Annotated in this window: 15 protein-coding genes; 4 read left to right on the top strand and 11 right to left on the bottom strand. The window is 67.8% G+C overall.

The window, feature by feature from the left end; all coding sequences use genetic code 11:
* Positions 1–3: 3 nt before the first annotated feature.
* From eccD to AB0M48_RS12120, 7 genes are all read right to left on the bottom strand, one after another.
* Complete coding sequence (gene eccD, locus AB0M48_RS12150; RefSeq protein WP_363839543.1) at positions 4–1,419, bottom strand: type VII secretion integral membrane protein EccD; 1,416 nt, start codon at positions 1,417–1,419, stop codon at positions 4–6.
* A 43-nt stretch (positions 1,420–1,462) separates the two neighbouring features.
* Positions 1,463–5,455 (bottom strand): type VII secretion protein EccCa, encoded by a 3,993-nt coding sequence (eccCa, locus tag AB0M48_RS12145; RefSeq protein WP_363839540.1) that lies wholly within the window; start codon positions 5,453–5,455, stop codon positions 1,463–1,465.
* Positions 5,456–5,492: 37 nt separating this feature from the next.
* On the bottom strand, positions 5,493–8,666 hold the full coding sequence (locus tag AB0M48_RS12140) for a hypothetical protein (protein WP_363839537.1): 3,174 nt from the start codon (positions 8,664–8,666) through the stop codon (positions 5,493–5,495).
* A gap of 218 nt (positions 8,667–8,884) precedes the next feature.
* Positions 8,885–9,517: a hypothetical protein gene (locus tag AB0M48_RS12135; RefSeq protein WP_363839534.1), complete on the bottom strand. Its 633-nt coding sequence runs from the start codon at positions 9,515–9,517 to the stop codon at positions 8,885–8,887.
* A 140-nt stretch (positions 9,518–9,657) separates the two neighbouring features.
* Complete coding sequence (locus AB0M48_RS12130; protein WP_363839531.1) at positions 9,658–9,957, bottom strand: hypothetical protein; 300 nt, start codon at positions 9,955–9,957, stop codon at positions 9,658–9,660.
* Positions 9,958–10,003: 46 nt separating this feature from the next.
* Positions 10,004–10,345 (bottom strand): WXG100 family type VII secretion target, encoded by a 342-nt coding sequence (locus AB0M48_RS12125; RefSeq protein ID WP_363839528.1) that lies wholly within the window; start codon positions 10,343–10,345, stop codon positions 10,004–10,006.
* A 370-nt stretch (positions 10,346–10,715) separates the two neighbouring features.
* Entirely contained in the window at positions 10,716–11,600 is an 885-nt protein-coding gene (locus tag AB0M48_RS12120; RefSeq protein WP_363839525.1) for a DUF2199 domain-containing protein, read from the bottom strand.
* A 182-nt stretch (positions 11,601–11,782) separates the two neighbouring features.
* Here AB0M48_RS12120 and AB0M48_RS12115 point away from each other — a divergent pair, with 182 nt between their 5' ends.
* From AB0M48_RS12115 to AB0M48_RS12100, 4 genes are all read left to right on the top strand, one after another.
* Complete coding sequence (locus tag AB0M48_RS12115; protein ID WP_363839522.1) at positions 11,783–12,106, top strand: nuclear transport factor 2 family protein; 324 nt, start codon at positions 11,783–11,785, stop codon at positions 12,104–12,106.
* Positions 12,107–12,278: 172 nt separating this feature from the next.
* The gene (locus AB0M48_RS12110) at positions 12,279–13,817 is read left to right on the top strand and encodes a trypsin-like serine protease (protein WP_363839517.1); all 1,539 of its coding nucleotides are present in this window, start codon (positions 12,279–12,281) and stop codon (positions 13,815–13,817) included.
* 244 nt (positions 13,818–14,061) lie between these two features.
* Entirely contained in the window at positions 14,062–14,514 is a 453-nt protein-coding gene (locus AB0M48_RS12105) for a MarR family transcriptional regulator (protein WP_363839514.1), read from the top strand.
* 228 nt (positions 14,515–14,742) lie between these two features.
* Positions 14,743–17,832 (top strand): BTAD domain-containing putative transcriptional regulator, encoded by a 3,090-nt coding sequence (locus AB0M48_RS12100; protein WP_363839511.1) that lies wholly within the window; start codon positions 14,743–14,745, stop codon positions 17,830–17,832.
* Between the two features lie 612 nt (positions 17,833–18,444).
* Here AB0M48_RS12100 and AB0M48_RS12095 read toward each other — a convergent pair.
* The 4 genes from AB0M48_RS12095 to AB0M48_RS12080 form a co-directional block, all read right to left on the bottom strand.
* Positions 18,445–19,530, bottom strand: a complete 1,086-nt coding sequence (locus AB0M48_RS12095) for an IS630 family transposase (protein WP_363839508.1) — start codon at positions 19,528–19,530, stop codon at positions 18,445–18,447.
* A gap of 44 nt (positions 19,531–19,574) precedes the next feature.
* Positions 19,575–20,198, bottom strand: a complete 624-nt coding sequence (locus AB0M48_RS12090) for a DUF1345 domain-containing protein (RefSeq protein WP_363839505.1) — start codon at positions 20,196–20,198, stop codon at positions 19,575–19,577.
* Between the two features lie 368 nt (positions 20,199–20,566).
* A complete protein-coding gene (locus AB0M48_RS12085; protein ID WP_363839502.1) occupies positions 20,567–20,905 on the bottom strand; it encodes a hypothetical protein in 339 nt (112 codons plus the stop codon).
* A 795-nt stretch (positions 20,906–21,700) separates the two neighbouring features.
* The gene (locus AB0M48_RS12080) at positions 21,701–22,192 is read right to left on the bottom strand and encodes a MarR family transcriptional regulator (RefSeq protein ID WP_363839499.1); all 492 of its coding nucleotides are present in this window, start codon (positions 22,190–22,192) and stop codon (positions 21,701–21,703) included.
* Between the last annotated feature and the right edge of the window lie 483 nt (positions 22,193–22,675).

The raw sequence follows: 22,675 nt of genomic DNA, 5'->3' as shown, positions 1-22,675 counted from the left end.
TGCTCACCCGGCCAATCCGCGTGCCCACGCGTAGACGCCCAGGACCTGGAGCAGCACCGGGATGGTGGCCGCCGCCACGAGCGACTCGAGCCACTGCGCGCGCTGCACCCAGATCGGCACCAGGCGACGGGTCGGCGGACGCAGCACGGCGAGCACGAACGCGATCAGCGCGGCTCCCACGACCCCGAGCACGACCACGCGCCAAGTGAGGCTCAGCGACCCGCTGAAGCCGGACAGGAACTCGACGCAGCCCGCGGCGCCGGCGGCGACGAGAGCGATCCGCTGCCAGGCGTTGAGGAAGCCGCCCGAGCGGACGAGCACGGAGAGGGTGATCAGCACCGCGAGCGTCGTCGGCGCCCATCCGGGCGCCTCGTAGAGCACCGGGTAGCTGAACGCGAAGACGAGAGCCGCGGTGACCATGAACGTGGTCAGGTACCGGTCGGCGTTCTTGGTGCGCTCGATGATCTGCTCCGCATCGAGCGGATGGATGTCGGTCTGCAGCTCCTCGGCCGTGCGGGGCAGTTGCGGCCCGCGCAGCTTCGCCATCCGGATCACCAGTCTCGGCACGCCCACCAGCACGGCCAACGCGATCACGGAGTAGATCCCGGCAGCGCTCGCAGGCTCGAGCTCCATGCCGAGGTAGGCCCGCATCGCGGCGAACGCCACCAGTCCCGCGCCCATGAGCACCGCCAGAGGCGTCACCGGCAGCTCTGGCGCCCACAGCACCGCGGCACCCAGCAGCGCGGCCGCCGCGATCAGCAGGCTGAGCCCGCCCAGCGCGACCGAGACCGGGTCGAGGTCCAGCGCGGCCTCGGCCCCGTTCGCCACGACAGCGCCCGTGAGCCCGAGATGCACCAGACCGGGCACGGCGAGCACGAGTGCCAGCGGCTGGTCCCCCAGCTTGCGGGACAACGGCACCGACGCACCGGCCAGCAGCACACCGATGACTGCCGTCGTGACCGCCGCGGCCGCCGTCGAGCCCGCCCGCATCGCGAGCGAGGCCGTGACCGCCGTCGCCACCACGATCAGCGTCAGGAACAGCCACCGGCTGAACTCGGGCTTCCAGCGGTCCTTCTGCCTGCTGAGCGCGGTCGCCATGCCGTCGGAGATGTCGTCGAACGCCAGCTCGGGCAACGGGTTCGCCGCCGGACGGAGGTAGAACGTCTCCCCCTCCACCCATTCGAGACTCTCCGGGGTCCCCTCCGGGTCGAGGGGCGCCTGACCCAGCCGCTGGATCACCCAGGACCGTTCGCCGGTGACCTCGATGCCCCCGACGACGTGTTCGTTCGGGTCTGTCGTGTGCTTGAGCAGCACCGGCAGAAGACTCGCCACGGGGATCGAGACGGGTACGGCGAGATCGGCCCGGCCGGCAGGGCCGAACACCGTGATGCGGCATAGCTCCGCCTGCGCACTCGTCATGACAGCTTCCTCTTGATCTTGCTCATGTTCGTCCCGGCCACGATCACGACCGCCATTGCCCGCCACCGGCGGGAGACGCGACCGGTGCGGACACGAATCCCGTCTGCACGAGCCTGACGCCCTTGCGGTTCACGAGCTGCGCTCTGCCCGGCACCAGCTTGCGGGGCATGGCCTCACCGAGGAACTTGCCTTCTTCCTTGGGGTAGGAGAAGACGATTCCCGGCGTGCCGAGCTCCCACATCCGGCGAATCACCGGATCGCTGAGCGCCCGCATGGCACCCGAGGTGCTTCGCGCGATGATGACGTGCATTCCGATGTAGACACCCTGGGCGAGCGTGGGCAGCAGAGCCTCGAGCGGAGAACCCATGCCCATGCCGAACAGCTCGTAGTCGTCGACGACGAGGAAGAACTGCGGTCCTTCCCACCAATCGCGCCGTCGGAGGCGGTCGGAGCTGACGTCCTCACCGGGAACGCGCCGAGACATCGAGACCGCGGCCTTGCCGACGAGGTCCTTGAGCGTGTCGCCGGTGATGGCGTACCCCACCCGGTAGGCCTCGGGAACGTCGACGTCGAGCTGCCGGTTCGGATCGCCGAGGAGGAACTTCGCCTCGTCCGGACCGTAGTGCGACATGATCGACTGCACCACCATGCGCAGCATGTTGGTCTTGCCGGTCTCGCTGTCGCCGAACACCAGCATGTGCGCGTTCTGCTCGAAGTCGTGCCAGACCGGTTCGAGCCTCTGCTCGTCCAGGCCGATGGCGATTCGGAGGTCTCCCACCGCCTTCGGCAGTTCGGCGGAGGGAAGCACCGGCGGGAGCATCCGCACGGGCGGGGCCGGCTGGCCCGGCCAGAACGTCATGACCTCCTCGGCGAGTTCCTTGGTCGCCGAGGCGAGGGTCTCCGTGTCCGAACTCCCGTCCATCCTGGGCAACGCGGACAGGAAGTGCATCCCTGCCGACGTGAGACCGCGGCCCGGCTGGGAGGGAACGGTCTGCGCCTTGCGGGAACCGACCTCGGACTCCATCGGGTCACCAAGGCGCAGCTCGAACTTGCTCCCGATCACGTCGCGCAGCGCGGGGCGGATCTCCGACCAGCGGGTGGCTCCGATCATCACGTGGATGCCGAACGACAGCCCTCGCACCGCCAGTTCGTTGATGCGGGGCTCGAGGTCGGCGTAGTCCTGCTTGATCGTGTACCAGCCGTCGACGATCAGGAAGACGTCGCCGTACGGGTCGTCGATCTCTCCGCTGCGCCGCAGTTCCCGGTACGCCGCCATGGATTCCAGGCCGCGGTTGGTGAACTCGGTCTCGCGGGTCTCGATCAGCAGCAGCAGCTGCGCGATGGTGCGGACGACCCGGTCGTGTTCCAGACGGGTCGCGATGGAGCCGACGTGGGGCAGCCCGGCGATCGACATGATGCCGCCGCCCGCGAAGTCGAGGCCGTAGAACTGGACCTCCGACGGGGTGTGGGTCATCGCCAGTGAAAGCACCAGCGTGCGCAACAGGGTCGACTTGCCCGTCTGCGGGGCGCCGACCACGGCGACGTGGCCGTCGGCACCGGAGAGGTCGGCGACCATCAGCTCCCGCACCTGCTCGTACGGGCGGTCGATCATGCCGAGCGGAGCGCGCAACCTGCCCTGCATCGACCGGTCCTCGACGTTCATGCCGCGGAACGGGTCGGGCAGCACGCTCGGCAGCAGCGAGTCGAGGCTCGGCGACTCGGCGAGCGGCGGCAACCACACCTGGCGAGCGGCGGGACCGGCTCCCTGCAGCCTGCCGATGAATGCCTCGGCGAGGCTGGTCGTGACGGCCTGGGCGGCGTTGTCGGTGTCGGCCTCGTCGGCTCTCTCGTGCTCGTCGGCTTTCTCCACGAGGAGCTGGCGCAGCGGCCTGGCGTGCGTGGTGAAGGGAACGATCTCCTGGGCGGCCTTCTCCTCGGCGGCGGTCTCCGTCTTCGGCACCGGAGCCGAACCGGAGACGTAGGCGCCCTTGAACCGCACGAGGTTCGTCTGGTCGATCTTGAGATAGCCGTTGCCCGGTTCGGATGGCAGCTCGTAGGCGCTGGCGACACCGATGACGCTGCGCGACTCCATCGAGGAGAAGGTGCGCAACGCGATCCGGTACGACAGGTGGCCTTCGACGCGGTGAATCTTGCCCTCGTCGAGTCGCTGGGAAGCCAGGAGGAGGTGCACGCCGAGGCTCCGGCCCAACCGTCCTACCGAGACGAACAGGTCCATGAACTCCGGTTTGCTCGCCAGCAGCTCGGAGAACTCGTCCACGACGAGCAGCAGCGTGGGGAACGGCGCGAGGGGTTCTCCCGCGGCCCTCGCCTTCTCGTACTCGAACAGCGACGGATAACCGCTCACCCGCAGCAGCTCCTGGCGGCGGATCATCTCACCGTTCAGCGAGTCCTGCATGCGGTCGACCAGGGGCAGCTCGTCCGCCAGGTTGGTGATCACCGCGGAGGTGTGTGGGAGCCGGTCCATCCCGAGGAACGTCGCGCCGCCCTTGAAGTCGACCAGGACCAGGTTCAGGATCTCCGACGAGTGCGTCGCCGCGAGACCCAGCACGAGGGTCCGCAACAGCTCGCTCTTGCCGGAACCGGTGGCGCCGATGACCAGCCCGTGCGGCCCCATGCCGCCCTGTGCCGACTCCTTGAGGTCGAGCTCGACGACCTCGCCTTCCTCCGTCACGCCGATGGGCACCGACATGCGGACGCGCTGCGGATTGCGGCCCCTCCACTGCAGGTTCACGTCGAACGTGTTGACGTCGCGGATGCCGAGCAGGGTGGTGAGCTCGAAGTCGGACTCCAAAGAACGCTCGACGAGTTCCACGGCGCCACTGATGCGCTTCGGAGCGAGCGTTCTCGCGAGCACCTCGCACTCGGCCAGGCTCAGCTCGTCGCGCAACGCCATGCCGGTGCCCTCCCCGGAGGGGAACTCGGTCCGGTCCTCGACGGAGGTCAGCCGGATCACCTTCGCACCACCGGGAAGCATGCCGGTGATGTCCAGCAGCACCACGTTGCGCAGTCCCACGTCGAACAACCGCGAGGACTCGGGAATGACCGCCAGGTGGGCGACCACCACGACGAACGGTTCGACGTTGCTCGGCGCGGCGGACTTGTCGTGCGGACTGCGGTCGGTGACGTCCCTGCCGAGCAGGTCCATCAGTTCGTCGTGGTCGCAGGCGAGCATCCGGACCGGGCCCGCGCCGTCACGGGCGGTCGGGTGCGCGTTGTGCGGCAACCACTTCACCCAGTCCCACTCGGAGCGGGTCTCTTCCGAGGTGAGCACCGCGATGCGCAGTTCGTCGGGTGCGTGGAACGTGACGAGCTGCGCGATCATTGCCCGTGCCAGGCGCAGCGCCCTGTCCACGTCTCCCGCGAACTCGACGCTGGTGAAGCTGCGCAGTCCGACCGCGATCGGGATGCCCGACACGGTCCGGTAGGCCTCGCTGAACCGCCGCAGCGAGATCGCCGACAGCGGTTCGAGGTCCTCGATGGGCTTCGTGGTCGGCGGCACGAGCTCCAGCGCGGCCTGCTGGGCGCCGAGACCGATCCGGACCCGGCCGAAGTCGTCGTGGTTCGCGCGCCTCTCCCACACCCGAGTGCCCGACGCGATGTGCCAGAGCCATCGGGGATCGGGGTTGTTCCAGAGCACAGCCGCACGCTGCTCGTCGGCCGTGGCGCGGGTGCGGGTGCGCATCTGGCCGATGTAGCGCAGGTAGTCGCGCCGCTCGGCGGCCATCTTCTTCTTGCGCTCGCCCGTGGTCCGCCCCACCTGGCCGAGGCCCATGCAGATCATCGCGATGCCCATGCCCCCGCCCATGACGTAGGTCATCGGCGAGCCACCGCCGGCCCCGGAGAAGGCGAGGATCATGACCATCATGCCCAGGCCCATGGGCAGGACCATCAGCAGGGACGTCAGGTCCCGCTCGGCGGGCTCCGCGAGCACAGGGGGTTCCTGCAACTCGATCTGGCCCGTCGGCAACTCGGGGCCCGCGGCCCTGGGGGGACGCTTGACCGTCACGGTCGTCATCGGGCGGACTCCATCGGATACGTCTTGGTCTTGGTGGTCATTCGAGAACTCCCGACGGGCTCGCGGCCGTCGAACCCCACGCCGCGCTGCTCTTGCTGAGCAGGTCGGCCGCGGAACGCTCCTCCGGTTCCTCCTCCTCGCCGTCCTCGCCGGCCTCCTCCCTCCGCAGCAGCTCGCGCCTCTCCGCTTCGCGGGCCAGGAAGGCCTCTCGTTCCTCCTCGGGGAACGAGTACTCGTCGCCGCACCACACCTCGTCGTCCTCGTCGTCGACGATCACCGGGGCCTCGCCGTGCTTACGACGCCGATAGGTGGCGTGCGTGACCGAAGGCTCCGGCTCCCACGGCTGCGAGGAGGTCGGCGTGACGCCGGTGGTCGGCTGTTCGATCTCCCAGCCCGACCGGTCGCTCTTGGCGGCGACAGCGGCCAACGGTGCGCCCGCCAGCAGGAAGCCCGCGCCGCCGCTGTCCCACGCGGTGACGTCCTTCACCGCGTCGTCCAGCCGGACGACCGCCACGGAGTCCACTCCCGGCAGAGGACCGCCGCTCCCTCCCTGGAGCACGAGTCCACCGCCTTCGTCCTCGTCGTGGCCGTCCTGAACGGCGCCTTCCTGGTCGACGTGGGGGAACTCCGACAGGTGCGCCTGGGTGGAACCGGCCAGGCCGCCCACGCCTAGAGACGTGCTCCCGGACGCGGGTGCCGCACTTGGCGGCGTCGGGCCGCTCGGAGGTGCTCCCGGAACCTGACCGGTCACCGCTCCGAACGCGGCGGCCGTCGTGGCGGCGCCGGCGGCGCCGAACAACGCGGCGACGGCGTGAGATCCCTCCTGTCCTCCTGCGACCAGGCCGGAACTCGCCGCCCACCCGGCCGGTGCGGCCGCGGGGGTCGGCGCGATCTTCTCAGCTGGTTGAGCGGGTACAGCGGTTCCCGGCTCGGGCACCGCGGCTTCGGCCGGGGTCTGAGCGAGCGCGACGACCTCCTCGACCGGCGTCACCACCGGTGCGACTTCCTCCACGACCGGCAGCGACTCGACCGGCGAGATGACAGGCGTGACGACCGGTGCGGCTTCCTCCACCGGCGTGACCACCGGTGCGACCTCCTCCACGACCGGCAGCGGCTCCACCGACGAGTCAGCAGGCGTGTCGACCGGCTCCGCTGGGGGCACCGCCCACCTCTCCGCCGATGCCGAGGTCGCGCCGGACGCACCGCCGACCCCGCCGGCGTTCGGCGCACCAGCCCAAGGCTCGGTGAACCCGCCGAGCAGGCCGGACGAGTCCGGACGCTCCCCCGTCGCACCGGGCGGCTGACCACCCGCCATCGGCGGAGGCATCATCGGCGGCGGAACCTGCGACCCCAGGCCCGCACCGGCACCTCCGCCCAAGAGCTGCTGAGCCACCGGCTCCGCGGCCTCCGGGGTCTCCTCCATCACGGGCGGTTCCGTCGCGGTGGGTCCACCGACCACCGGTACGCCGGCGCCGATCCCGGCGGAGTCGCCGGTCGCCGCGGCCCACTCCTCCGGCTTGATCGACGGCGGCGGCGAGGCCGCGTCGAGATCGGCGACGGGCAGCCCGGGCCCTTCCCACGGCTCCTTCTCACCACCGAGCAGGCCGGACGAGTCCGGACGCTCCCCCGTCGCACCGGGCGGCTGACCACCCGCCATCGGCGGAGGCATCATCGGCGGCGGAACCTGCGACCCCAGGCCTCCGCCCAAGCCGCCGCCCGTGCCCGTCGACGGTGAGGCGGCCCAGTCCTCGGGCTTCGCCGCGGGCGGTTCGGTCCCGCTGGGATCGATCGCGGGAGGCGAACCCGCAGCCCACGGCTCGGTGAGTCCGCCGAGCAGGCCGGACGAGTCCGGACGGTCCGCGTTCCCACCTGTCGGCGCACCGCCTGCCGGAGGCATCATCGGCGCGGCAGGAGGCATGTTCATGCCACCGCGGTCGTTGCCGACACCGGCACCGGGCGGCGCTTCGATGTCGAGCTGCGGCGGACGGCCGGCAGAGTCGCCGCCCAGCCCGGAGTCGACACCGGCACCGGGCGGCGCTTCGATGTCGAGTTGCGGCGGACGGCCGACAGAGTCACCGCCCAACCCGGATCCACCTCCGGCCGGCGGGGTGATGGACAACGGCGGCGGCTTCGGCAGAGCTGTGCCACCACCGGTGCCACTACCCGTACCGGCACCCGTACCACCGCCACCACGAGTACCGCCGTCCGTCACGGGGGGCGGAGGGATGTTCAGGCTCGGAGGCAGTCCGAGGCCGCTCCGTCCACCGCCGGTGTCACCGCCGGCACCGGGGGGCGGGTCCAGGTTCAGGCTCGGCGGCGGACGCAACCCGGTGTCGGCACCGTCACCGCCCGACAGGTCCAGCCCGGGCGGGGGCTCCACGTTCAAGCTCGGCGGCGGACGCAACCCGGTGTCGGCACCAGTACCACCACCAGAACCACCGTTCGCGTCCGTGCTGGGCGGCGGACTGATGTCCAGGTTGGGCGGCGGGTCGTCCCCCCCGGTCCCGGCACCATCGGCGTTGTTCACGTTGGGCGGCGGACCGATGTCCAGATTGGGCGGCGGCTTGTTGTCACCACTCGGCAGGTCACCGAGGTCGGGCCCGCCCGGCTTCGGCTGGAAGTCGACCGCACTGGGCACCACCACGCTCGCGGTGCTGATCTCGTACTCGCTGGCGAGAATCCGGACGACCTTCTTCATGTCCTCGGTCATCTGCGCCACGATTTCGGGGTAGTCCGACATCTTGGTGAGCGCGTTGGGCATCCGCACGCCGCCCTGCGACCTGACGTAGCGGGCGTACTCGCCGTCGATCCACTTGATCGTGTTCTGCGCCCACTCCAGGTAGTTGCCGGCGTTCCACAGCTGGGCCGGAACGCTCCTCAGCCCCATGACCTCGCCGCCGTTGATCTGATCGGCCTTGGCCTCGAGGTTCGCCGCGAGGTGGAGGTTGATCGACCGGAACACCTCGGAGGCGGGACTTTTCCACGCCCCGTTCTCACCGGCGAGCGCCTCGACCTGCAGCCGGAGGTTGTCACTCACGAACTGGAGGGTCTCGCGCGCACGGTTGAAAACCTGAGCCGCATGACGGATCGAGTTGGGATCGGCGTGGGGCACCGAGGTCGGCCGGGACTCACGAGGCGTGGCGGCGTGACCGACCACGGCCGCCCGGATCTGCTTCCAGTCCCAGCTCTCGAAGTCCCTCGAGTCCGTCATCTCGGCCTCGGGGTCCGCCCAAACCCCGCCACCTGGGCCGGGCTTGAACCCGTCTTTGTCATACACGCCGGGAGGCATCGCGCACACCCACACCTTTACTGAGGAAGAGCCAGCACGGCTGGCGACGACTCCTGGCAAGCACGGACTGATCACCGCCCGGAAGCAGATGCCGGGCTCGACCCGGCAGAGAAACCCCCGGGCCCCGGTCGAGGGGAGGATCAGCCGCCGGTACCGAGGTTCATTCCGGCGACGCTTCCCTTGACCTTGCTCACCATGCTGTTGAACTCCTTGGCGTCGAGTTCGGTGAGCTCTTCCGCCGTCCGATAGGACTTCACGATCTCGTCGCACCTCAGGCAGATCGACTCGAGGATGGAGTGCGTGTCCTCGAGCACGTTGAGCGTGGAGGCGTGGAGGGTGGTGGCGTTCTCGGTGCCTCCGAAGACCTTGCTCCTGAAGTTGTGCGCGGCACCGAAAGTGCCCGGACCGAACGGCTTCAGCCCCTTCAGTTCCGCGATCGCCTTCTCCACCTCGGGAATCAGTTGTCTCACGCTCTTGCCGAAGTAGATGACGGCGTCGACACTGATAGTCGTCACACCCTTGCCCGGGGTGTCGACACCTCCCGGAACCTTGGGGCCCTCTCGAGACGGGTCCAAGCCCAGCTTGTTGTCCCACTCGATGGGACTCGAACTGCTGGTATCTGGCTGCCAGTGCGGATCCGGCCGCTCCACCTCGGGAGCGTTTTCGATGACCTTGGTACCGTCGTTGTAGGTGACGAGGGTACTGCCGTCCGCCTGGAGCTCCCTTTTGACGCCAGCGTCGCGCGCGGCGTAGTTGAAGGCATCGTTGACCATCGTCACACCTTCCTGATCTTCGATGAAGGGGATGCGAAAACGACGACCGGAACGAGCAGCACGTGGACCCCGGCCGGGAGGACCGGGCTCCGGCCGCGGTTCCACGCACCGTGCGAATGCTCAACCGGCCATCGGCGAAGCTATCCCTCCCAGCCTTGGGTGAGAGAGTTCTCGGTGTTGTTCATGCGGGTCGTGATGTTCTGGAGCGTGTTCGACGCGGCCTGCAACGAAATCGGCATCGAGTTCGCCGCACTGTCCCAGCGCGCCTTCCGCGATTCGTACTGGGACTTCGAGGTGGGAGACTGCCAGAGACGCAGGAACTGCTGGAGATCGGCGTGCATGGTGTCCAACTCCGTCTTGACCCGCGAGTTGGCGTCCATCATCTCCGCGGCGACGTTGTTGTTCATCGCGCCGCTGTAGGTGTACGTGGCCTCACTCATTGAACGATCCTTTCCGGATGTGGGAGCTGTGCGGGAGGTGCTGCGGTCACAGGTTGCCGAGGCCGACCGGGCCGGCGGTGATCCGGACGGCGCCCTCCGCCGCATCGGCTTCGGTGTCGGCATTGCTCTTGCCGACTGCCGCAGCGCTGTCCCGCATGATCCTGATCATTTCGGACAGTGCGGACTCGATCTCCTGAACGTTGTTGTACCAACCGTTCATGGCCTGCCGGTACGTCGTCGCCGCGCCGCCGGTGAAGGTTCCGAAAAGGGCGGTCACACTGCTCTCGACCTGGCCGCGCTCGGACTGCACGAGGCGCAGCGTCGCCTCCATGCGGTCTGCCGCCCGGACCATGCCCTCCTGAGTGACCGAGGTTTCGGCACTAGTCATCGCCACTCAACTCCTCATTGTGATTTCACGAAATTCTCAGATCAGCGTGCAGTACGGACAGGAGCCGTCGGAACATCATTATGACGCAAACCCAGGCATTCGGTCCGACAAAGCGACACGGAGGGCCACCACCACAGACACGCTTCGATGACAGTGGTTTACCACACCCGGAAATAGACGGTAATCACGAAAAAGGCAATTCGCAACGACAGTGCCCCGAGGTGACATGATTGTGGGCACCTGCGGCCCCCTGTCCCTCCCGACCGCTCGACACGTCCGGCTCGTCGGGCGGGGCACCGCGTTCGCCTGTGGCAACGGACCTCCGACCACCTGCCGTCGTCTCAGTTGGCGCTTGATCGCGGATCGTTTCTCAGCCGTGATGACGAACAGAGCGCAGGACGTGCATGGCCCACTTGTGGTCGTCGGGGTCGGTGTAGAACGCGCCCATGCTCAGTGCGGTGCCTCGGCGCACCACGTGCGCGTAGAACTCATGCTGCGAACGCCCGTCCGCCGCCGTCTCCACCCAGAAGGCATGGGTGATGTCGTCAGCGGTGGGGACGTACAGCGACTGGTCGCGCGGCACCTCGGGGGCGTTCTCCAGCAGCCCGCTCAGGTAGTCGCCGGCGGAGCGCTGCGAGGCATCGGTCAGCACGTCGACGAACACCGAACGACCGGGACCCCCGAACCGCCAGCCGCCCTTGCCGAGCCCTGCCACCATGCCTTCGCCGCGCTCGACGCTCCAGTGCTCGCCGACCCTGACCTGGATCGGTAGCGGCAGCGGGCCGGGGAACCAGCTCAGCAAGCTGTCACGGTCCCACGCCTCGGTGAGTATCCGGCGGATCAAGGGGTGTTCGGAGTTCGTGATCGTCGGAGGCTCGTCCGCCGCGCGCACGGTCGCCATGACCTCCGTGCCGCGCAACGCCTCCGTCCACGGCTTGAGGTCGTTGCCCAGCTTGCCGTGCAGAACCGTGCCGTCCCAGGAGGAGCCCTTCCAGGCTTCGACCGCGCGTTGGAAGTCGGCTTGCGGTGTCTCCATCCACGCCATGTAGACCACGGTCGTGCCACCGGTGAGCGCGACGGGCAGCAGGCACCGCACGAACGCCTGCCCGGTGGGAACCCGCAGGAAAGCCGCGTTGACGTTGGTCTCCTCGGTGGGAACGACGCCGTCGGGGAGCCGCACGGTGACGTCGACGCGATCGGGGTTGCTGATCGCGGCACCGCAGCAGGCGCACCGCTCACCAGTTCGTGTGGTCACTCCGGCGAGGCTATGGCGGGGTCACACGACTCCCGTTCGCCTCACAGGCCAGGGGACCCGGAGACCATCGGACGATGCCCTTTCGTGTCGTGACCAAACCCAGGCCGCCCGCTGCGGAAACATCTCACGGAGTTCCAGACTTCTTCGTACTGCACACGGAGACCACCAGGAGAAGGACGAAGATGACGACCACACCCAAGATCATCGAACGGTACTTCGAACTCGCCCCGTCACAGGACACCGAGGCCTACTTCGCCCTGTTCGCCGACGACGCGGTCGTCGAGGACGAGGGCGAGGAGCACGTGGGCATCGAGGCGGTCCGCGCCTGGCGGGCCGAGGTCCCCCGCGTCGAGTACGCGATCACGGACGTCGCCCCCGGTGAGAAGGGGGTCGTCGTGACGGTCACGATCACCGGCGACTTCCCAGGAAGCCCTTTCGCGGGTCTCAAGCACCACTTCGAGGAGTTCGATGAGGAGAGCATCGGCGTCCTGCGGATCCGCGCGTGAGACGGGAATCTCGGCCAGGACAAGACGATCCGGCGCCACCTCCATGAGGAAGCACGTCGGGCAAAGCGCAGACGCCGCCATCATCTGTCCTTGGCGGACTTCGACACCGTTGTTGCGGAACTGTGACACGCTCACCTCACGGCGCGCACACGGGTGCACCATGTTGGAGCGCATGCGAAATCGCCTTCTGTTCCTCGGCGTCGTGCTCACGCTGCCCGTGATCGGCACGAGCGCTCCACCGGCACAGGCCATCGTGGGCGGCACCGAGTCCGCCCACGCCTACTCGTTCATGGGCTCGTTCCAACCCTCGTTCCCCGCGCCACCGCGTTCGGACGGGCACGGCTGTGGTGTGGAGGTCCTCGCGCCGCAATGGGTGCTGACCGCGAGCCACTGCGCGGGGAAGAACCCGACCGGCGCGAAGGCGGGTGTGCCACGGGGCTGGAAGGTGCGAATCGGTTCTCTCGACACGACTTCCGGCGGCGAGGTCGCCGAGGTCGACCACTACTACCGTCTCGCGAACTACCAGGACGGACTCTGGGGCCAGGACCTCGCCTTGATGCACCTGAAGACGCCGGTGAAGGCCAAGCCGATCCGGGTCGCCTCGCGTACACCAGAGGAGAACACCCCTGTTCGCATGCTGGGCTGGGGCATGACGTGCGCAGAAATGAAGCCGGAATGCTTCCCCACGCGGCTGAGGGAGGCCGACACGGTGGTGCAACCCCTCTCGGTCTGTCCGTCAGCGTCGCCCAGCGGAGAACTGTGTGTCGGCAGTCGCGACGGCAGTGTCAGCGCGACGAACATGGACTCGGGAGGTCCGGCCCTCGTCCGCGAGGGTGACGACTGGGCGTTGGCCGGGGTGGTGAGCACCGATGGCGGGGCCGGCGCGCCGGCTCTCTACACCGACGTGACGAAGCACGCCGGCTGGATCAACGGGATCATCTCTGGCACCGACGTGCCCCCCGACGACCAGATCCCGAACGTCGAGGGCGCCGTCGGCCTGTCCGGCTGCGCCGGCTCCGTGGTCCGCACCCCGGCCTCGCAGCAGGACGATCCCGCACTGCTGCTGACCAACGGTCACTGCGTGGAGGGGCAGCGACCCGCTCCCGGCGCAGCACTGGTGGACCAGCCCGCCGACCGCCAGGTGCAGATCGCAGATCGTCAGGGCTATCCACAGGCGACCGCCAGGGCCGACCGCCTCCTGTACGCGACGATGACCGGTACCGACGCAGCGCTCTACCGACTGGACAAGACCTATGGACAACTGGAAGCCGAAGGCGCCAAGGTCTTCCGGCTGGCCACCAGCCCGGTTCGCGCGAATGACGCCCTGAGCCTCGCCTTCACGAGCCGTCGCTTCGCCTGCACCGCGGAGGCCGTTGTCCCTCAGCTGCGGGAGGGCGGGTATGAGCAGCAGGATGCGATCCGCTACGCCAGCAGCAAGGACTGCGCGCCGTGGCAAGGCACGTCGGGCTCGGCACTGCTGGCCGAGGACGGCACCACGGTCGTCGGGATCCACAACACCCACAACGTGGCGGGTGAGCCATGCACCGACGACAACCCGTGCGAGATCGGCCAGGACGGTGGCGTGACGTCGGTGCAGGGTCGGGCCTACGGGCAGCAGGTCCACATGATCGCGGGTTGCGTGGGCGATCGGTCCGAAGTGGACCTCGCCCTGCCGGGCTGCGCGCTCACCGGAGCGACACCCAGGTCCTGACCGGCACGGCGGCCAGACGGTGCCCTGTCCCGGCTTCCAGGGCGGGGCACTCGGCATGGAGCAGGCCACCTTCGCACGAGTCCCTGTCGTCCGGCTTCGCCGTGGACGGACAGCGCCGGGTACTGCGCCATCGGTGACCGCCTCGACCTGTGAAGAAGCCAGAAGTGCACCAAATCCGACACCTCTGGCCACCGGGCGGCGCACACGTTGCTTTCTTGTTCGGCGCCACCTCACTCTCGGCGGCGTGAGGGAAACGCGCACCGACGACGCCGCAACAGGTCCGATGGTCTCCGACCTGGTCTGCTTCAACCTGTTCGCGGCAGCACGCGCCGTCACGGGCCTCTACCGCCCGGTCCTCGACCGGGCGGGCATCACCTACCCGCAGTTCCTGGTGCTCGCGCTGCTGTGGGAACGGGACCGGCGCCCGATCCGCGAGCTGGTGCGGGAGCTAGGCCTCGACTACAGCACCTTGTCACCGCTCGTCAAAAGGCTGGAGAGTCACGGGATGCTGCTGCGCAGGAGCCTGCCAGGGGACAAGCGCTGGGTGCTCGTCGAGCTCACCGACGAGGGCAACGCACTGCGGTGGATCGTCGCCGAGATGGTGGAGACGCTGCACTCGGCACTGGACATGGACGACGAGGAGCTTGTAGTTCTGCGCAGGGCGTTGCAAAGGCTTCAGCAACGCACCCCACGCTGAGAAGCCTTGCAACGCACCGCTGACGGGTACTCCCGCGTCAAGAAACAGAACACGTCACAGCAGAGCAAGATTTACACCGCTTTTCCCGCCCGCACACCAGGCACCACTTCAAAACGCATCATCACCGGCGAGCTTCAAGACTTCGCCGAGTCCGACAGTCCACGAACGCGGTGGGCTCGCGGCTCGTCGCGTCGCCTCAACAGGTTGGCGCGCACTACCATTGCGCGCATGTGGCCTCTCGTTCGATCTTCTGACGAAGAGATCGCTGCTCGCCGACCAGGTCTCGCGTTCACCGTGTTCGGCACGGTACGAGCATGGTGGGACGAAGCCGAGCTGGATCTCGGGTCACCGCAGCAGCGGCTCACCCTCGCTGTCCTCCTCCTGGCTGAGGGCCGCGTGGTCCAGGCACCAGAGATCATCCAAGCGCTGTGGGGAGAGAAGGCTCCTCAAGCGGCGAGAGGAACAGTGCGCACCTACGTCTACCGGTTGCGGAAGCTGCTGAACGGTGACGCCGATCCGGATGGCGCCGTTCTCCGGTCGGAGGGCAACGGGTACCAGCTCGTCCTGGCGGAGGACCAGCTGGACCTCAGCCGCTTCCTGGGCCTGGTCCGCGCCGCGGAGGCGACGGCCACCGCCCACGACCGTCACCGCGCGGTGACGTTGCTGCAGGCCGCCACGACCGAGCTGAGGGACGAGCCGCTGAGGGGGATCCCGGGCGACTGGGCCGACACGGAACGCCGCCGGCTCGGCCAGCTCGCCGTGCGGACCGTCGAGCTGCTGTCCGAGTACCAGCTCGATCTCGGCGCACGGGTCGGAGCTTTGGACCAGCTGACGGCCGTGGCGGAGGCGGAACCCCTCCGCGAGCGCGTGCACGAGCTGCTCATCCGCGCGTTGTGCCGCGAGGGAAGGCCCGCCGAGGCTCTCGCGGTGTACGAGAAGCTGCGCACGACACTGCGGAAAGAGCTCGGAGTGGATCCGAGCCCCTCGCTACGCGAGTTGCACGCCAGGGTCCTGAGGGAGGACCCTGCCCTGTCGTCCGCCACCGCGGCTTCTCCCGACCACGGTGTGCCGACAGCGCGTTCGGCGCTGATGCCAGCGGCGTTGCCGGTGTTCGCCGGCCGGGAAGCCGAGCTGGAGGAGCTGAACGCCGTCCTGGACGACACGACGGCACCGAGGACCGTGATCGTGCACGGTACCGCGGGCGTTGGTAAGACCACGTTCGTGGTCCAGTGGGCCAGCCACGTCGCGTCGTCCTTTCCGGACGGTCAGTTCTTCGTGAACCTGCGCGGGTTCGAAAGCGAGGACGCCGCGCGCGACCCGGCCGAGGTGCTCCACGAGCTGCTGGACGCTCTGGACCTGCCCTCCGCGAACAGGCCTTCCGGGCTGGACGGCCTGATCGCGCTGTACCGCCGCGTCCTGGCCGAACGACGTGCTCTGGTGGTGCTGGACAACGCCAGGGACAGCAAGCAGGTGGTCCCCCTGCTGTCGGCGGCGCCCGGCTGCGTGGTGGTGATCACCAGCAGGAGGGAGCTGACCTCGCTGGTCGCGTCAACGGGAGCGCATTCGATCATGATGGGTCTGCTCGACATGGAGGAGTCGGTGGCGCTGATGACGCACCGGCTCGGCGAGCAGCGCGTTCGGCGGGAACTGTCCGCTGTGCGGACGATCGCCACGATGTGCGCGCACTTGCCGCTCGCCCTGGCAGTCGCGACCGCCCGCATCGCGAGCAACCCGAAGCTGCGGCTGTCGGACATCGCGAACCAGCTCACCAGTGAGGTCGAGCCCGGCCTGGACTTCCTGTCCACGGACGATCCGCGCAGCGACGTCCGCACGGTGCTGTCGTGGTCCTACCGCGCCCTGAGCCCGGAGGCCGCGCGGACGTTCATGCTGCTCGCGCTGCTTCCGCTGAGCCAGACCACCACGCCCGTCGTCGCGAGCCTGACCGGGTTGTCGGTGTCCCGTGCCAGGGCGGTGTTGCGAGAGCTGAGCGCGCTGTGCCTGATCAACGAGGACGGGCCCGGGCAGTTCAGCTGGCACGACCTCCTGCGGGAGTACGCGGCCGAGGTCCTGGAGGAGACCGTCGGGGTCGAGGAGCAGCGAGCGGCGTGCCACCGCCTGCTGAGCCACTACCTCATCCTCACCCGGAGCGCGTCGTTGCAGCTGCTGTCCACCGACGACATGCCCGATCTCCCGCAGATCCCGCCCGGCGTGACGGCGCAATCCGTCAAGGACCTGCTGTCGGCCTTCGACATGTTCACGTTCCAGCGCGGCACGTTGCTCTCGTTGTTCGACTTCGCCACCAGGTGGGGTCTCGAGTCGTTGTCCTGGCAACTGGCGTGGTACCTGCGCTACTACCTCGATCTGGCGTTCCTGTGGGACGAGATGGCGGCGATCAACAAGCTCTGCCTGGCCTGGGCGAGGAACGCCGGCGACCAGCTGGCGGCCGGATACGCCCACAGGAGCCTCGCCAGGGCCGCCGCCATGCTCGGCGACGTGAAGTCCGGCGCGCGGCACCTGAAGGCCGCGATCGAGGCGTTCAAGGCGAGCCGCGACGGCCAGGCAGAGGGCTACGCGCACGTGCAGGCCGCCAACTGGCTGATCTACATCGGCCAGGCCGAGGCCGGTCTCGACCACGCCGCGCAGGCATGCGCCTTGTTCCGCAAGACCGCCTCCCACCACCAGGAGGAGGCGTTGAGAGAGGTCACCGCCCTCTCTCACGTCAAGGCCGGGCGCTACAGCGACGTGGTGAACACCTTGCGCAGAAGTTTGACCGCGGACTACGACTCCGGCGCGACGCTCAAGCTGTTGCGCAAGGTCGAGCACCTGACCGACGCGTACGAATGGCTTGGTGAGTACCGCAAGGCGGCCGACCTGCACGAGTCTGCGCTGAAACTGATCCTGGGACTCACCGACGCCGACTGGGTGCGACTCCCCTACAGCTTCGAGGAGCGGTTTGTCACAGAGAGCTTTCTGCTGGCCCGCACGCTCTACCTGGCCGGGGAGACCGACCGGGCGCTGACGGTACAACTCGAGGCGCTCAAAGGACTTCACTCTCTCTTCCAGAAACACCACATGTCCGTCGCCTTCCAGCAACGCGATGCGACTACCGCCAGGCAGGCGTTCGCCAGGCTCGAGAGCGTCCTCGCCGACCACAGGGCGGACCACCAGTGGTTCACGGCGAGTCTTCGTGCGCTGCATGAACTGGCTTCCGTGATGGCGCGGATGGGGACGTCTCGCTATCTCTTCGACCTGCAGGACAGGAACCAGGTTGCTCTTCGGGCTGCACCGGCACCCTCGGGAGGTGACGGGACCACCTAGGTCAGGCTCTAGCAGTGAGGCTTTTCCATCTTGTTTTCGCTGGTGAGCAGTGTGGGCGGCGCAGGTTTCGGGAGGTGTTCCCGCGCGCGGGCTGGATCTTCCTGGTAACGCTCTCACGGGTGGTCACCGGCAATTTGGTCACAGCCGACTCGGCCGCAACGCGTTGTGGAAGCGATCCCGCGTGTGACCGTTCGCCTGGGAGAAGCGCACGTCGGCGTTGCCCGGACCACCCCTGGACAGACGACCGCCCGAGGAAGCGTCAGAAGACGCGATCTTCTACAGCCAATTCACCGCCACGGCGGCGTAGAGCGTGCGTCCACGCCTCTGGGCCAGCCAGGACAGGATGGAAAAAGCTGGGTCTGCTGCACGAATTGGTGACATCTTGACCTGCGCCATCGGCCGGATCGACTTCCGCTTCCCGTCCAGCAGCCCAGGCAGATACGTCTCACCCTTGGCTCGCTGATCAGACCGAGCTGAGGGCGCGACACTTCCGCCGCGAAGTCCCCAAGGCGTTGCCGGGCATGAGCAAGCTCGTCAGGGGGTCCCTGGGACGTGAAACCGCCCAACCTGCGCCGGCGTCTCCACGACACGCCGAAACCTGACGAAGCACTACTAGTGTCCTGAGTTCTTAATTCGTGTGCAGTAGCGTGCGATGGAGTCGAGGATCTGGTCGGCGGTCTTGGTCAAGACGTAGGGCCGTGGTTCGTCGTTCCAGGTCTCGATCCATGCGCGGATGTCGCGGTTGAGGGCGCGGGTGCTGGTGTGGCTTCCGCGCCTGAGTTTCTTGGTCGTCAGCTCGGAGAACCAGCGTTCGACGAGGTTGAGCCAGGAACTCGAGGTCGGGGTGAAGTGCACGGTGAACCGCGGGTGAGCGGCCAGCCAGCGTTTGATCGCCGGGGTCTTGTGGGTCGAGACGTTGTCCATCACCGGATGCACCGCCAGGTCGGCGGGCACCTCTGTGTCGATGGCGATCAGGAACTTCTTGAACTCGATCGCGCGGTGGCGTGCGTGCAGCCGGCCGATGACCTTGCCGGTCGTGATGTCCAGCGCGGCGTACAGGCTGGAGGTGCCGTGCCGGGTGTAGTCGTGCGTGGCGCGCTGCGGTGTTCCGGGCATCATCGGCAGCACCGGGGCGGTGCGGTTGAGGGCCTGAATCTGGGACTTCTCGTCCACGCACAGCACCACCGCCCGCTCGGGCGGTGCGAGGTAGAGCCCGACGACGTCGCGGACCTTGTCCACGAACAACGGGTCCTCGGACAGCTTCCACGCCTCACGGCGATGCGGCTGCAGACCGAACGCGTTCCAGATCCGCGTCACCGCGGTCTGGGTCAGCCCGGACTCGGCGGCCATCGACCGGGTCGACCAGTGCGTGGCGTTGGCGGGGACCGACTCCAGGGTCTTGGTGATGACCGCCTCGACCTGGTCGTCGGTGATCGTGCGCGGACGCCCCGGCCGTGGCTCGTCCAGCACTCCGTCGAGCCGGTCGGCCACGAACCGGGAACGCCATTTCGCCACGGTCGCCCGCGAGATCCCCAGCTCCGCGGCGATCTCACTGTTCGAGCCGCCTTCGGCGCACCGCAACACGATCCGCGCCCGCAACGCCAACGCCTGTGCGGTCTTCCGGCGCCGCGTCCAGCCGCGCAGCACACTCGACTCGTCGTCAGACAGCACCAATACGGGCAGCTTCGAGTCCGGCATGCCGCCGAACCCTACGCCTGCACACGAACTAACGACTCAGGACACTAGTCGCCGGTGAGCACGCCGATCGCGATGCCGAGCGTGATCGTGTTGTAGATGAACGAAAGCACGCCGTGTGCCAGCACTCGCACCCGAATCGCCGGACCGTTCGTCTCGACGTCCGACACGGCGAACGTCGTGCCGACCGTGAAGGCGAAGTACGCGAAGTCGGCGTAGGTGGGCTGCGAAGATCCGGGGAAGACCATGAGCTCGTTCGGCAGAGCCGCGGAGTAGGCCTGGGCGTACCGCTCCGCGTAGCCGAAGTGCAGAATTGCCCACGCCAGGAGCACGGCCGGCACCGAGATGAGCTTGTTCACCAGGTCGGCCTCTTCTCCGGCGTCACCGACCCCCATGACGATGAAGACACCTGCGGTGATGCCGACGATGCCGCTGAAGACGGTGAACAGCATCCCCACACGCGGGCCGAGCGCCAGGTGCAACCAGTCGTCGGACTGCTTGCCCCGCCTGCTGGCGCGGACACGCGCAACGCGGATGCCCAGGTAGATGAGAGCGAAGACGTCCCACGCCGCCGTCCAGACCTGCTCGGCCGTGAGGAAGACCATGACGCCGAGGGCGATGAGTGCTACTTCGATCACGCGGGACAGCACGAACTTAACTTTCTTGATCACTTGGATTCCCAGCCCACACGGAAAACGACCTCCACAGTGAAGCGCGCTAGTGATCAGCAGAGTCCATTAAGGACACAAAGGGCCGCATATTCGTCGCTATAGGGCAGTTTCAAGTGCACGAACATGGTTTCTTAGATGGCACATGCCCTGTCGAGCATTGATCATGACCCGTTGCGGATACCACCTCGCCGGGTACTTGTGCGCGACTTCCCGCATTCGACAATTTTTACCACCTGCCCAGATGTCCTGCGCGCTGTTCCCCTCCCCTTGCAGCGCGCAGGGCTCGCGGGATGGAGCCGACACAACGAACTCCACCCCGCGTCACGAACTCGACCGCACCGTTCTCGCGAGAGGTGCACCGGCGATCGTCAGAGAGCGCGGAACATCCTCACCTCATGGCTCGGGTAGCTGTGGAAGCTGTTGGCGGGCTCGACCAGGATGAGCTGCGTACAGGCCGTGTCCTTGTAGAGGGCGATTCGACGCTCGGTGGCGTTGATGAGCGCCTTGGCGACGAACGGCAGAGCCGTGCAGCTGGTGCTCGGGTAGCTGTACTTCTTCGGCACGGTGTTCGCCCAGACGGAGTCGTAGAAGCAGGCCACACCGGACTCACAGGCCGTCGAGCCCGAGGGCGACGCCTGCGCGGTGGCAGGCGCGGCGACCAGCGCAAGACCCAGTGCGGCGAACGCGGCAAGAACTCGCTTCTTCACGTAGAACCTCCAGGTGATGTTGACAAATCCTTGTGCCCGTCAGCTGACTGTCGATGTGGACGGTCGCCTCCGAGGCTGTTGCCCTGCTTGAGGGCACGTGCGATACCGACGACACGGTTGGCTTGGTGGCGGTTGTCGTCGGCGGCGGAACCCGGTCCGGCACCGGCAAAGATGCCACCGAAGGAGTGAAAGGTCTTGCGCAGAGCCAACATTGTCGGCTCATGTTCGCGGTGCGGTCTGTCGACCGAGGAGAGGTGAGTGACAGCGAGGCAGACCGTGACAGACACCGGCAACCACCTCTAGTAGTTGAAAGTTCAGCTAATGCACCGTATCAGCGTCAAGCTGAAGTTTCAACAACGTGGAAGTGACCGGTGTCAAGGGCGAAGTGGTTGAGCGAGGACGAGTCGCGGACGTTGCGCGGTTTCGTGCTCAGTTACCTGTCGCTCCAGCCCCACCTCGAGCGCGGCCTGAAACGGAGTGCTGATCTCTCGTTCGCCGACTACGGCCTGCTCGCCCGGCTGCCGGAGGCACCCGGCCGGTCCATGCGCGGCCGACCTGACCGACGACGCCGTCCCTCGACCGCAACACGTTGTGCCACATAATCAACCGCATCGCGCACAGCGGCTGGGTCCGCAGGTCACGATGCGAATCAGATCACAGAGGCTGGCTTGCGGAACTGACAGACGAGAGCATGGCCGTCGTCGAACGGGCCGCACCGGCTCACGTCGAGTACATGCGGCCGTTGCTGTTCGACCGGCTCACGTCTGAACAGCGATGCTGGCAGCGGCCGTCACGTCACTCGCCCGGCCAACCCATCCTGACGAGCATCGCGTCATCGGCCATCCCGGTCGCCAGCACCGTGCTGATCTCCCGCAGCGACTGCTGCTGCTCGTGACTGAGACGGTCGAAGACGAGTTCGCGGACCTGCTCGACGTGCTGTTTCGCGGCACGTCTCACTTCTTTGACACCCTCCGCGGTGAGCACGGCGCACTGGCCCCTGCCGTCGCCCCCCGCCTCCTCGCGGCGGACCCAGCCGTCGCGTGCCAGGCGGTCGATCGTGTGGCTCAGCCTGCTGCGGTCGAACACGCACGCCGCGGCCAGGTCCGCCATGCGCATGGATCGCCCAGGAGCTTCGGACAACCTCGACAGCACGTCGTAGTAGGCGAACGAGAGCCCCGACTGCCGTTTGAGGTCGCGTTCGACCCGGTCCATCATGAGCTTGCTGGCGATGAGAAAACTGCGCCAGGTCGCCTGTTCCTCCTCGTCCAGCCATCGGGTCTTAGGCATGGTCGTCCTCCGCCGCCGGATCCTCCGTCTCGCGGAGGACTGTACCGCACCCGCTGAAGTTTCAATTACACGTCCGAAGGCCGGCGCCTCCCGGCTCGCGGACACGCCGCACCCTCGATCCATGCGCCTCCCGCCCCACAGCCCCCGCCGCCGCGCCGCGCGGGCGGATGACCGCGGCGAGCCCCGGTCATGGACAGTCGCCGGACAGCCGACACTCCGCAGATCAGACGGTTGCGGGCAAGCACGGTCCCAGGCGACGTTCCCGCAACCGCGGGTTAGGGCCTTGCCCTTCCGACCAGGCAGCGCCCGGAGTCACTCATGCCACCCGACCGGTGGCACGGAGACATCGCGGACCGCGTCGTCCTGCACTTCACCCCGCGGGGCGCGTGGCTGTTCCGGACGGAGGGCGAAGGCCTCCCGAGTGGATCCGGCAGACTGTGTGCACGGAAGAACCGCGCAGGACACGGCGAGACCTGTTCCCCC

This window comes from Lentzea sp. NPDC051208, assembly GCF_040682435.1.
GTDB lineage: Bacteria > Actinomycetota > Actinomycetes > Mycobacteriales > Pseudonocardiaceae > Lentzea > Lentzea kristufekii.
Note: the sequence above shows the minus strand (reverse complement) of the source record. Positions and strands in the feature narration are given on the sequence as shown.